This window comes from Streptococcus infantis (assembly GCF_047464615.1).
Classification (GTDB): Bacteria; Bacillota; Bacilli; order Lactobacillales; family Streptococcaceae; genus Streptococcus; species Streptococcus infantis_Y.
This window is the reverse complement of sequence record NZ_JASHBO010000004.1, coordinates 27,889-40,149: the sequence shown is the minus strand read 5'-3', so window position 1 is coordinate 40,149 and position 12,261 is coordinate 27,889. Positions and strand designations below refer to the sequence as shown.

13 protein-coding genes are annotated in these 12,261 nt (G+C 35.7%); all 13 read right to left on the bottom strand.

What is annotated here, in order from left to right:
• Nucleotides 1–5: 5 nt before the first annotated feature.
• Nucleotides 6–1,463, bottom strand: coding sequence for a type I restriction-modification system subunit M (locus tag QM450_RS03145; RefSeq protein ID WP_414319624.1), 1,458 nt, complete (start codon nt 1,461–1,463; stop codon nt 6–8).
• A gap of 212 nt (nt 1,464–1,675) precedes the next feature.
• Entirely contained in the window at nt 1,676–1,867 is a 192-nt protein-coding gene (locus tag QM450_RS03140) for a hypothetical protein (RefSeq protein ID WP_414319696.1), read from the bottom strand.
• 48 nt (nt 1,868–1,915) lie between these two features.
• Entirely contained in the window at nt 1,916–2,227 is a 312-nt protein-coding gene (locus QM450_RS03135) for a hypothetical protein (protein WP_414269072.1), read from the bottom strand.
• Nucleotides 2,228–2,265: 38 nt separating this feature from the next.
• Nucleotides 2,266–2,454, bottom strand: a complete 189-nt coding sequence (locus QM450_RS03130; RefSeq protein ID WP_414319623.1) for a hypothetical protein — start codon at nt 2,452–2,454, stop codon at nt 2,266–2,268.
• 225 nt (nt 2,455–2,679) lie between these two features.
• Nucleotides 2,680–3,561, bottom strand: coding sequence for a DUF4300 family protein (locus QM450_RS03125; RefSeq protein ID WP_414319622.1), 882 nt, complete (start codon nt 3,559–3,561; stop codon nt 2,680–2,682).
• A 45-nt stretch (nt 3,562–3,606) separates the two neighbouring features.
• The gene (locus QM450_RS03120) at nt 3,607–4,488 is read right to left on the bottom strand and encodes a diacylglycerol/lipid kinase family protein (protein WP_414319621.1); all 882 of its coding nucleotides are present in this window, start codon (nt 4,486–4,488) and stop codon (nt 3,607–3,609) included.
• Nucleotides 4,489–4,764: 276 nt separating this feature from the next.
• The gene (locus tag QM450_RS03115) at nt 4,765–5,484 is read right to left on the bottom strand and encodes a class I SAM-dependent methyltransferase (protein WP_414319620.1); all 720 of its coding nucleotides are present in this window, start codon (nt 5,482–5,484) and stop codon (nt 4,765–4,767) included.
• 8 nt (nt 5,485–5,492) lie between these two features.
• The gene (locus QM450_RS03110; protein ID WP_414319619.1) at nt 5,493–6,257 is read right to left on the bottom strand and encodes an alpha/beta hydrolase; all 765 of its coding nucleotides are present in this window, start codon (nt 6,255–6,257) and stop codon (nt 5,493–5,495) included.
• 89 nt (nt 6,258–6,346) lie between these two features.
• Entirely contained in the window at nt 6,347–7,318 is a 972-nt protein-coding gene (locus QM450_RS03105; protein ID WP_414319618.1) for a DUF6892 domain-containing protein, read from the bottom strand.
• Between the two features lie 14 nt (nt 7,319–7,332).
• Nucleotides 7,333–7,719, bottom strand: coding sequence for a hypothetical protein (locus tag QM450_RS03100; protein WP_414319617.1), 387 nt, complete (start codon nt 7,717–7,719; stop codon nt 7,333–7,335).
• A gap of 410 nt (nt 7,720–8,129) precedes the next feature.
• A complete protein-coding gene (locus QM450_RS03095) occupies nt 8,130–9,323 on the bottom strand; it encodes an MFS transporter (protein WP_414319616.1) in 1,194 nt (397 codons plus the stop codon).
• Between the two features lie 76 nt (nt 9,324–9,399).
• Nucleotides 9,400–10,263: an XRE/MutR family transcriptional regulator gene (locus tag QM450_RS03090; RefSeq protein WP_414314972.1), complete on the bottom strand. Its 864-nt coding sequence runs from the start codon at nt 10,261–10,263 to the stop codon at nt 9,400–9,402.
• Nucleotide 10,264: 1 nt separating this feature from the next.
• Nucleotides 10,265–12,166 carry an ABC-F family ATP-binding cassette domain-containing protein gene (locus tag QM450_RS03085; RefSeq protein ID WP_414319615.1) on the bottom strand — a complete coding sequence of 634 codons (1,902 nt, stop codon included), beginning with the start codon at nt 12,164–12,166 and terminating at the stop codon, nt 10,265–10,267.
• Nucleotides 12,167–12,261 lie beyond the last annotated feature (95 nt).

Sequence of the window (12,261 nt, the reverse complement as noted above, 5' to 3'; positions counted from 1 at the left end):
TCTCCCTACTTTAGTAATTCTTCTAACTCTGCTAAGCCAGCTTGAATTTCTTTTTCTAGATCATTGATTTTCTTTAAGATGACTTCTGTTGGTTCATAGTCAACTTTTTCATACTCGATTTCTTTGTATTTATTGATGGACAAATCAAAATCATTTTCCTTAATCTCATCAACTGGAACAAAGAAGGACTGGTCTGTTCTCTTGCGATCTGCTTCTTTCTCTAATTGATGGAATCGTTGAATAATATCTGGAATATCATTTTCGTTGATAGGCTGGCGTTTATCATCTAAACTCAGACCGTCTGCTTTCATATCGTAAAACCAAACCTTATCCGTTCCACCATTTCCAGTCTTAGTGAAGATAAGGATAGCGGTTGAAACCCCTGCATAAGGCTTGAAAACACCACTTGGCATCGAAATAACTGCATCTAGTTTGTGATGCTCAACGATTTCTTGACGAATCCCTTTATGAGCTTTAGAGGAACCAAATAGAACACCGTCCGGTACAATAACAGCTGCACGTCCACCTGGCTTCAAAGTGCGTAAGAAAAGGGCAAGGAAAAGCAACTCTGTCTTTTTAGTCTTAATCGTAGCCAGCAAATCACCAGAGGTTGAATCATAATCAAGAGATCCTTTGAAAGGTGGATTGGCTAAAACTAGAGTATATTTATCAGCTTCTTCGTTATCTTGAGAAAGCGAGTCTAGGTAGCTAATTTGTGGATTCTCAACCCCATGGAGCATCATATTCATAGCACCAAGTCTCAACATTGTCGTATCCGTATCATTCCCATGAAACATAGTATTGTGGAAATGCTTTACACTGTCAATATTTGTCTGCCACTCTTCTTTTCTACGGTCTAAATAGCGACTAGCTGAAACCAAAAATCCTGCAGAACCCATGGCAGGATCTGAAATAATATCTTTAATTGTTGGTTGCATGAGTTCAACCATCATATCAATGATATGACGAGGCGTACGAAATTGACCATTTGCCCCTGCCTGAGATAATTTTGACAATAGATACTCGTAAATGTCTCCAATATCTTTTATATCCGTAGGTAACTCATCCAGAGCAGCTATCGCCTTTTGTAAGGTAGCAGGTTTATTGATTTGAAAAATAGCATCCCTCATATAACGTGAAAAAGCTGTATCGTCAGTATCCCCCTTCAGATTCTTAATAAATGGAAAAATCTCTTGTGACATCAGACGATAAACTTCTTGCGCATCTCCTAAGTTCTTAAAGGTTGACCAACGATATTCGGGTTTATCTTTTGGGAAAATTCCCTCATAGGGAATACCTAGAAATTCAGCATCATTTTCTCGTCCAAGTTCAACTCTATCCAAATCTTTCATAAATAAAAGATAAGTCAATTGCTCAATGTTGGTCAAAGGATTCGCATTTCCCTCTGTCCATAACATTTCCCAAAGTTGATCAATCTTATTCTTTAATTCGCCTGTAATCATATTTTACCTCTCAAAATGTTTCAATTTTAAAAATCTGACATACAAAATTTTAAAACTGCTTATACCCCATTTTATCAGAATCCTAGGACATTATCAAAAAATTATTATAGTATCTACAGAAAAAAGCCTACGATAGGCTTTTTCTTAAACTATTTATTAATCTCACGCTACTTTGACAGCTAGTTCAAAATTAGTCATCAAATAATTTTCATCTAGACGGATAAGACTATAATATTCATTCCAAAATAGGGAGTCACTGTTATTTGACAATAATCTTTCTCTGCATTGAGGATATCCTTGATAATATCGGACACATAATCACCGTCTCTATAGCGACCAACTACCTCATTGTAAATGTCATACCCTTGATCACTGTCAATGATTTTAACTCCATCAATAGCCATTCTCAACTCCTAATGTTCAATCGACATCTTATTTCTAAATCTCAAAGCTTATTTAATCTTATGCTTGTTCATTTTCTCTTGGAAAATATCTGTAAGAATTTGTCGCAATTCTTGAGCTTCCTTTTCAGGAAGTTGCCCTTCTTGTTCAGCTACAGCGTACAACTCTGGATACTCGATCGATATTCTCTTAACAGTACGTGTAATGGCATGTTTTCTAACAAAAAATGGAATTCGTTTAATCATATCTTGAGGAATTAAAGCGATAATCTTATCAGCAGTTTCCTTGTCGTTCAGCTTAGAGAAAGTTAGTCCCTTTTTAATCATTTCTTGTTCTTTTTCTGTAAAATCTTTAATATCCATTATATCTCCTTATGACTACTTTATTTACTACTATTATACTATTTTTTTAATTGGTCGAATGAAAAATCTCTATAAATCACTTCTCTGCCAAGGACAGAATCTGTTGTAACAGGTATTTTTTTCAGCAAATCTTGGATATCAATATCATTAGGAAGAGGATTCAATTCTCCCAGACTATTTTCCTGAAGATGTGCTGCAAAGATAAACTCTCCCTTTTCCCAATCCATAGCACAATCATTGATAACATCTACTGGCGACAGGTCCAGCAGTTCTTGCTCTTGCGCTATAAACGTTTCGTAGATCAGCTCAAAAATAGCTTCTTTATCAATTTTTACAACTCTTAATGTATGTTCATCAATGCTTGCTGTCCTCTAATCATATCAATTTAGCTATCATTCGATTGGTAACTTCTTATCCCACTATTTAAGCAAATCATCCGATAAATACTATTTTTAGAGTTGAACCCACTTATCATTATCCATAATAAATGGTTTAACTAGACCTTCACCTGTATAGTTTTCGTATTTTGTATCTAGATATTTGTAACAATCTTCCTTGGTCGCAAATTTGATAGCTTGATAAGGTTCCTCAAAGGTTAACTTTTCGACAAAGAGATATCCATCCTCACTTGGTACAAGAATTCCAACATGACCGATAAAGAGGGATTGCCCATCCAAGTCATCATGGACAACTACTGATAGCATTCTTGCATTCTCATTAAACTTGAATTTAGAAAGGAACTGTTCCATCTTAGCATCATGAACCTTGACATCAGTCGTTGCTTCGGTCTTGACTCTTGAGAATAAAATATCAAAGGCATCCTTGTCTTCTGCACCAAAGACTTTTCCCTTATCAATAGCATCATTATCGACAAACAAAAGGGAATCATCTTTCTCTAACTTAGGAATTTCGATGGAATTTTTCAATAAACAATAACTGTTGATACGACAGTTGGTACCTACAAAATCACCTTTTTTCGGTGTCCAAAGATTGGTAATTTTTTCTACATCATAGTCTGTTTTGGTAAAGGTAGAAAAATCTCCAGTTAATCCAACTGAACCGACAGTATTGTTATAATCATTTACAAGGTTGAAAAATGCATACACACTGTCCTTATCCAAATGAGCAACCAATGCTTTTCGAACTTCTTCTTCACTGGGCTTACTGTTCATATTGGTGTAAGAGGCTTTCCAAGAAACTTGACCAGACGACTGTGTTTGAGTTACTGAAGTTTCAGTAGAACCATCAGATGTCTTTTGAGTTTGACTACAAGCCACTAAGGTCAAAAGAAGCGTTGAGCAAAGACCAATAGTCGCTAATCTTATAAATTTCATAGGCTTTCCTTTGTTTAAAAAAATTGTTGTTAAGTGTGAAAATCATTATTCTTTCGGTTGAGAATAGACTTGAATATGCTGTCCTAGTACCTTGATTTCTACTGGTAAGTTATCGGATTTGTCACCATCAACATCCGTTTCTAATTCACTATCTGAAGAGATTTTGATGTGACGAGCTTTTATGTAGTCGATATGCTCATTTTCCACAAGATCCCCTTTTAATAAATCAGGGATTACAGATAATTTAGAAAGAATTGATGCATCCTTAAGAATCAGAACGTTTGCATATCCGTCCTTATCTTCTTCAAAAATCTTCTTGTCAGCAAAATAATTGGTGAGGAGAACTAAAACGTGACTTGCTTGACCAATATAGTTTCCATTTTCTGTTTCAACTTGAATGTTAAATGTTTGATCTGTCACGACAGACTTTACAGTATTAATCGCATAGGCGAGCATACCAAACTTTGTTTTATCTTCAATTCCAACGTTATGAATGGCTTCTGGTAGTGAACCAATACTAAAAATGTAGCCGAAATAGTGGCCATTGGATTTTCCGATATCAATCTTATTTGTAGAATTAAAATCAAGATCGTCAATAGCACCATTTATATCTTGATTGATTTCTAATAACTTTGTAATAAGATTTCCAGTTCCTCCTGGAATAATCGCTAGTTTAGGAATATAGTCTCTTTCAGCGATACCTGAGATTACTTCATTGACAGTCCCATCTCCACCAAAAACAAGGACTGCATCATAATTCTCCCGAGAAGCTTCTGTGGCGAAGTTGGTTGCGTCTTGCGCTTTTTGTGTAATTCTGGTATCGACATGCTCGAAGTATTTTTTTGCCTTATTTTCTAACTTTTCCTTATAATCTAAAGCCTTTTCTCCACCAGAGGTTGGATTGATAATCAACATTATTTTTTGCATTCATTTTCTCCTCAATATCTATTTGCATCTTTAGGCTATCAATATATCTTTTTTTGATACACTTTATTATATAATGAAATTTCTAAAAACAAAAATTGAAAGTAGTAAACTAAAATAGATACAATCCTGAACTGTCTAAGAATTTTTCTTTCAAAATTGGAAAAATAGATTTGTGAAAAAAATTCTATCAAGCTACAAACTGAAAAAATCATCTCATTTACTTTTTTTCATATACATCAGTTTTTATTTCACTTTAAAACAAAACCTATGCTTCTATTATTTTTTTAGCCACAAATGTTGTAAAAAACTAATATCTTTATAGGGTTTTAAATCACATACTGCAAGTTCAATCTTTGTCATTTCTTCTAACCAGTTTTCTTTGCTCTTAAATTCATTTGGTTGTAGACTGTAAAATGTTCGAATCCCCAAATAGTTTTCTAATTTAAGACCAGACAAAGCTAATAATTCCTCTATCGTATAAGTAGAACCACTTGCAAAAGATGGACTCTCAAAATTTTCACCATTGAGTAAGCTAAATGCTTGGTTGATGTCATTAGCAAAAACAACACTTTGTAGAACTTTTCCAACTTGATTATGCTTGATAATTGAAATCAAGCCATCATCTTTTAAAATTCTTTTGAACTCCAGAAGATAGTCTTTTCGGTTATTAGGATCTATATATTCTAAAACATTATGGCAAAGGACAAGATCAAAGGATTTATCCGTAAAACGAGCGAGTTGGTCAATACTTCCCCACAATTTTTCATAGGATGTGGAAGAGTTGGCATAAAGCATTTCCTCATTAGGTTCAACAGAAATAACTTGATTCTTGCGAGAAAGAAATTCACTGACCAAGCCAAATCCAGATCCAAAATCAAGAATTTTCTTACCTTCCAGATGATCAAGTTGGGCAAAGGTTATTTCATATTGTATCTTTCCCCAAGGTTGTTTTAACATATTTCTATAATGTTCAAGATCAGATTTTTTGCTTGTCATGTCTTACCTCATTCAAAACTGGTATTTTTCTTTACAATCATTTCTTTTAATAATTTACAGTAAACTGCCGAATTTTCAGTGATCTTGCGACAGTGGTCATATCCTTGCCAAATGTGAAATGTGGCATGAGGATACTTTTTTGGAAGAACTTTTTTAGCAGCTATCAAGTCGAATTCTTTTGAACCATAAAAGAAAACACAGCTTTTTTGTTCCTCTGGCGTAAGGTTAGGCAAGGCCACAAATGCACAATCATGAGAAATATGTCTGATACTTTCTTCATCCATAGCAATGAAAGAATCCGCCATCATCTCTCCTTTTTCTCCATAAAGTGCAACCATCTTACGAACAGCTAGATTTTTATTTCGTAAGGCTTTTCTATGCTTTATTAACAACAAATACCTAGTAAATACATCTAGCAAAGGCGCATTTGTCCATAAACTAACCCCTTCAAAAACAAGTTTCCCAAACCTGATATCCTTATGATTCAATAATTGCAGTAACACAACTCCACCCAAGGACGCTCCAAAGGCTAAACTCAAATCTTCTATCTGGTGTTCCTTTAGATAATCATAGATCATCTGGCTTTCCTTAAGAGCTGACTCGTAAGTATCCGAAGCTGATTGTCCATGCGCGGACAAATCCGGAATAATATATCTAAACTCTTGCCCCATCTGATCTGCAATGAGGGACTTCATCCCTTGAGCAGATGATAACATAGGGTGGATTAACAATATCGTATCTTTCTGATTAGCATTAAGATCAAGAATGTTCATTTTCCAACACCAGATTTCTTTCCTTTTTAGCCCCTATCCTTAAAGAACTTATACCATCCATTTATGATTTATTCAGATAAATGCAACAATTATAATACCTTCACTTGAACCCCTTGCTTGTCGAACGTTTCTTTGACATGTTCAAAATTACTGCTTATGATAGTCGCTTGCTTCAGATTTGGAAACTGTTGCAGTTCTTTAAGACTAACTTCATTTAAATCAAAACAATCATCTTCTCCATCCCACTGAGGAATCAAATTCAGATAAATTTCATTTCCGCCATCCATATAGATTTCTTGGACTTGTTCGATATATTTCTTAGGTATAGGAAGATCTATCATATAATCAAGGGCTGGCTGAATAATCTCCATACTTTCTGTATCGATTTCCAGTTCACTAAATTCATCCGCAAAATCATGGATGTCAAAGTAGGGTTTCAGTACTCGTAAATCGTACATCAAAACTTGGATAATAGTTAGTTTAAAATTTATATTGTCAAAATGTAGCAGTTCTTCGTCAGTTTCTTTTAACTTGTAGCTTTCCCGTTCATGTTTGACCTCTGGGAAGTAGGAAATTGATAGTGTATCTGTAATGGTCTCTGGAATTCCATTAAAATTAGTTCCGTAAGGAGTCCATAAAATCAAGTTAAAATCCCCTACTCTCTGTCTATCAGAAATAAAATAAGGGCTTTTTCCATTACAAGTTATCAGGGTCTTGCAAGGATTGAGAGGTAATTCTTCCTCGTCCCACATGGGTTTGACCTTCTCTCCAAAATATAAACAAAGCTCAGTAATTAAATGCTCCTCATCAATGTAGGTCTTACATTTTTTTAAATGATTATTAATTGAGAACGAATGTTCAAATACAATTCCAGCTTTGTCATAAATGTATTTGATAAACTTATTTTCTTTTTTGACAACCCGGTCAGGCTTCCCCAATACAACTTCAATATCTTTCAAGGACAAAGGAAAAGCTAAGATAGTTCCGTTAATTATCATTGAATTGTTTTGAAGATCGATTTCAAGTTTTTTGTGTGTTTTTTTCTTAAAAAAATCAAACATATTACTACCTTTTCTTAAGTTTCTTCCAGATACATTTTGACTGCTAGGTATTCCTGCTCTTTAGCATAGGCAAATACTTCTGAATTTCTAATGTATTCAAAAATATTTTCCTCTAAATCTTCATCCCAGGTCGATTCACTAAAGATTTGATTGTCTTGACTTGCTTCATAGAAAATATCAAGGTGAACTTGATAAAACTCTTCATCTTCATTTGGAGCTTGCCTTACTAATGATAGTTGAAACAATGGTTTATCAGATATACTTGTAAATGTCCCTGTTTCAAATAAAACCATCTCATCCTCAATAGGTTCACGACACAAGTCTTCAAAGATAGCTACCATATCCTCTAAGGGCATCTTATCGGTGATTTTTTCTCTTAAAAATTCAAGTGATTGCTTCATGCTTCTCCTCTTTCTAATTGGAGTTTCGTTCTTAGAAAAATCCTTTTAAAAAATAGAATCCCTACACCCTTTATTATACTACATTAACAGAAAAAAGACTGAAGCAGATGGCATTCACGGATATATACTATTGTAATCGGTCAATTCCCTAAAATGATTACCTAGTCCATTTTATTGTATACAGATGAGGTGTTATTTGAGCGTGTCCTTTTATAACTCAATTAGTATTAAAAATAAGATAGAAGCTTCAGGATGTCTACTGTCTTGTAGCATTTTTTTAACCTTGATAAGTTTAACAAATCGTATAAAATAGTTAAAAAGTCTTTAAAATTAAAAAAATGTATAATATCAAGACTTCAATGAACTGATACGATACATTTTATAATGAAAAGATTTACTCAATTTTATCTTCAATTTTGATTTTGCTCACTCGAATCCTTCTTCTGTCTTTTAATATAGACTATCGATACCAACGAAAGTAAAATAACTCCAAGTCCGATGATTAAAAAGGAAACTAATTGTACACTTGGTAGAAAGGTCATTAACCCCTTCGCAATCGGCATAAAGAGAATTGCCAGTGTAAAAATGGTACTCAATACCCTCCCCAGATAGTCTCCGTCAACCTTGGTCTGTACTTGTGTAAAGAAGTGAATATTAAAAATTGTCATAAATAATTCACAAACTAGGTTTCCTGAAAAAGTGAGAAAATTAGGTAGTGGCAAGCCCATCATGAAAACTCCTACTCCTGTTAAGATCAATAAGAACAAAAGTGTATTCATACTGGATTTAAATTTATTTGCAATCAATGCTCCGATGATTGAGCCAATTGCACCCATGGTTAAGATAGTTGCATAGGCTCCGTCTACACCATAGAGTTTATTTGAAAAAGGGAGCAAAAACTCAAAAGCTGCAAAAAAGAAATTCACACTGGAAGCCACTAACAAGAGAAAGAAAATTTCTTTTTGATGCCTGATATAGTGCAAGCCATCTTTGATATCCGCAAAAATATCTTTCCCAGTAAAAGGTTTCTGCTCTTGAACCTTTGGTTCTTCTTTTGGAAGTAAAGCAACTAGAACAAAAGCAATGAAAAAAGTCAGTGCATCTAGTAAGAGCGTCATATGAAGACTTGCAAATTGTAAAACAAGGAAAGAAAGCACCGGAGAACTGACTCCTACAACCTGTAAAACTAACTCCAAGCGAGAGTTATAGGTCACTATCTCGTCCTTTGCTACCACCTCTGTGATAATAGCTTTATTGGCAGGCCGAGAAAAAGCAAATGCAATGGCCTGGACAATATTAGCAAAGATCAAAGCTCCAATCATCCAGTTATCATTTCTGATAAAAGAAATGGCCAGACAGAGAATCCCACAAACCAAGTCTGTTGTCATCAAAATCTTGCGACGGGAAAAACGATCTGAAATCACTCCACCAAAAGGATTGACTAGAATGGATGTAACGAGTTCAGAAATCTGATAAATCCCTAGAACGGTTTGCCCAATCGTTCCCATCGATGCCAACCAAACACTATTCCCATAATCATAGAGCATATTTCCTAGTTTGTTAATAGCTCCACGACTAATCAACTGTACTGCATATCGATTCATAAAAACTCCTCTCAAATTTTGAAACTATTGTATCAAAACTTGAAGGAGTTTCTTATTTTTTCCCGTATTTGGGAAATTAATCTTTTACAAATTTATCGTAATGTTCCTGATAGTAAGCTACTTGCTCTGGAAGACCTAGCACATCAAAAATATGCATGGCTTCCTGCATTTGTTTACAACCTTCTTCTTTTTGCCCCTTCTGATAAAGAGCAAATCCTTTAAGAAAGTGGAAAACATTACGCTCATAGAGTTTGATGCTCTTACCTATGATCTTCTCTATATAAGCTTCAAAGTAGCTGGCATTTTCAAAAGCAAGATGTTCTAAACAATGCTGGTAACAATTAAGAGCTAAAATCAAGACCAGTTTTCGATGGCGACCAATTTCTTTGTAGAAATCCTCCCTCTCCATCACTTCTCTACCAAGGCGAGCAACATAGTCCACATCATAAAAGCTGTAGAGATTGCCAAAGAGAATCAACTCATACATGGTCCATTCATCTGTTTGGAAAAGATAATCCGCCACCTTATCCAGATCAGCTTGCTTCATAGTGAAGCTAGCATCTCTTTGACAAATCAGACCTTGTAACAAAATCCAGTTCAGCTCAAAATAGAGGGGATTTGTTGAACTCTTAGCCTTTTCAAGTTGTTCTTCTTGAAGCTTTTGAAAACCTCCAATATCATTTGAATAGTAAAGCGGAATAATCTGAGCCATCAAGCCGACATGCTCATGATGTTGAAAATTTCTAGTCTTATCCATAAAATTCTCAATCGTCACGTGAATATTATCTAATATTTCAAAGAAACGAGATGCAGCCAGATCTGACTCCCCCAATTCAAATCGGGATAATTGGGAGGTCGAACAGGCCTCTCCTGCAGCTTCTTTTAGAGAGTAATTTTTACTGATTCGAAATTCACGAAAGACTTTTCCAAGATTTTCCATCTTACACCTGCTCCGACAATTCTTCCCACTCCAGCATAGCTTCTTCCTGACGATGGCTAATTTTATCCAGTTCTGCTTGCAATTGCATGAGTTCATCCGCATCATTGGTGGTATGCATTTGTTCAGAGATTGCTTGGGCTTGAGTTTCCAGCTCTTCGATTTCTGTCTCAAGACTTTCGATTTGTCTCATCAATTTACGAAGTTCTTTTTGACTTTCCTTTTGAGCTTGGTAGTCATTAACTGGAGAAGCTTCTTTTTCTTCGTTAACAGCTGCTGCTTCTTCTGCTTGGCTAGCTGCTAGCTCTGCTTTTTTATCAACATAATAGTCATAATCACCCAGATAAAGTGTTGAGCCATTCTCAGATAATTCCAGCACATGAGTGGCCACTCGGTTGATAAAGTAACGGTCATGGCTGACAAAGAGTAAAGTCCCATCAAAGTCAATCAGTGCATTTTCCAAGACTTCCTTGCTATCGATGTCTAAGTGGTTTGTCGGCTCATCGAGAATCAAGAAGTTATTGTTTTCCATGGAAAGTTTAGCCAGAAGCAAACGAGCTCGCTCACCACCTGACAACATTCCAACTGATTTCTTAACATCATCACCAGAGAAAAGGAAGGCACCAAGGCGATTACGGATTTCAACTTCTGGCGTCAATTTAAAATCATTCCAGAGTTCGTCTAAGACTGTATTGCTCGGTGTCAGTTTGCTCTGAGTCTGGTCATAGTAACCAACCTCAACATTGGCACCAAAGCGCTTTTCACCCTTGATAAAGGGAATCTGGTCCACAATGGATTTTATAAAGGTTGACTTACCAATACCATTAGGACCAACAATGGCAATAGCGTTCATCTTACGAAGATCAAGGTTGATGGGTTCTGATAAGATTTCACCATCATATCCGATAGCAGCATTTTCAACTGTCAAAACGACATTACCAGATACTCTATCAGAATGGAAGGTCATATTAGCTGATTTCTTGCCAGCTTCAGGCTTGTCCAAGCGCTCCATCTTCTCCAGTTGTTTTCGTCGAGATTGCGCTCGTTTGGTTGTCGATGCTCGAACAAGATTTCGATTAACAAAGTCTTCTAAGGCAGCAATTTCCTTCTGCTGTTTTTCGTAGTTTTTGGCTTCAGTTGCGAGCTTCTGTTCCTTCTGCTCCACAAAGCTTGAGTAGTTTCCTACATATCTGTCCAAAGAATGTTTTGTTAAGTCGAGTGTTATGGTCGCAACCTTATCGAGGAAATAACGGTCATGGCTAACGATAATGAGGGCACCACTATAATTAACCAAATAGTTTTCTAACCAGGCAATAGTTTCAATATCTAGGTGGTTAGTCGGCTCATCCAAGACCAAGAGATTAGGTTTTTCAAGAAGCATTTTGGCTAGCGCTAGACGGGTATTTTGACCACCAGATAACTCTGCAATTTTCATCTGCCACATAGACTCGTCAAACTTGAAACCATTTAAGATAGCACGGATATCAGCTTCGTATGTAAATCCTCCAGCCTGACGAAAATTTTCTGATAGGCGATCATAGTCTGACATGAGTTTATCAAGTTCTGCTCCAGTCTTTTCCCCCATCTCCAACTCCATCTGGCGAAGTTGTCTTTCAGTACGACGCAAGTCATCAAATACATGAAGCATTTCATCGTAAATAGTATTTTCAGACTCAAAACGGCTATCCTGAGCTAGATAAGAGAGGGAAATATCTTTTTTCTTATTGATTTCACCAGTGGTTGGCTCCTCTTCTCCAACCAATATCTTGAGCAAAGTAGACTTCCCAGCACCATTTTTCCCAACGAGGGCAATACGGTCTCTTTCATCTACTTGTAGGTTTATATTATCAAAAAGAACCTCTCCTGCAAAAGAACGTTCAATTTTATTAGCTTGTAAAATAATCATACAGTTAGTATAGCATGTTTCTCTAAGCCATTCAAGACTTGTGGTTTAGCTCTATTTCATAACTTTTTCAGAAACTCATGCTAACGTTTTACTAA

Excerpts from the sequence above, each read along its gene's own strand:
- QM450_RS03145 (WP_414319624.1), bottom strand. The coding sequence starts at position 1,463 with ATGATTACAGGCGAATTAAAGAATAAGATTGATCAACTTTGGGAAATG.
- QM450_RS03140 (WP_414319696.1), bottom strand. The coding sequence starts at position 1,867 with ATGGCTATTGATGGAGTTAAAATCATTGACAGTGATCAAGGGTATGAC.
- QM450_RS03135 (WP_414269072.1), bottom strand. The coding sequence starts at position 2,227 with ATGGATATTAAAGATTTTACAGAAAAAGAACAAGAAATGATTAAAAAG.
- QM450_RS03130 (WP_414319623.1), bottom strand. The coding sequence starts at position 2,454 with ATGGATTGGGAAAAGGGAGAGTTTATCTTTGCAGCACATCTTCAGGAA.
- QM450_RS03125 (WP_414319622.1), bottom strand. The coding sequence starts at position 3,561 with ATGAAATTTATAAGATTAGCGACTATTGGTCTTTGCTCAACGCTTCTT.
- QM450_RS03120 (WP_414319621.1), bottom strand. The coding sequence starts at position 4,488 with ATGCAAAAAATAATGTTGATTATCAATCCAACCTCTGGTGGAGAAAAG.
- QM450_RS03115 (WP_414319620.1), bottom strand. The coding sequence starts at position 5,484 with ATGACAAGCAAAAAATCTGATCTTGAACATTATAGAAATATGTTAAAA.
- QM450_RS03110 (WP_414319619.1), bottom strand. The coding sequence starts at position 6,257 with ATGAACATTCTTGATCTTAATGCTAATCAGAAAGATACGATATTGTTA.
- QM450_RS03105 (WP_414319618.1), bottom strand. The coding sequence starts at position 7,318 with ATGTTTGATTTTTTTAAGAAAAAAACACACAAAAAACTTGAAATCGAT.
- QM450_RS03100 (WP_414319617.1), bottom strand. The coding sequence starts at position 7,719 with ATGAAGCAATCACTTGAATTTTTAAGAGAAAAAATCACCGATAAGATG.
- QM450_RS03095 (WP_414319616.1), bottom strand. The coding sequence starts at position 9,323 with ATGAATCGATATGCAGTACAGTTGATTAGTCGTGGAGCTATTAACAAA.
- QM450_RS03090 (WP_414314972.1), bottom strand. The coding sequence starts at position 10,263 with ATGGAAAATCTTGGAAAAGTCTTTCGTGAATTTCGAATCAGTAAAAAT.
- QM450_RS03085 (WP_414319615.1), bottom strand. The coding sequence starts at position 12,166 with ATGATTATTTTACAAGCTAATAAAATTGAACGTTCTTTTGCAGGAGAG.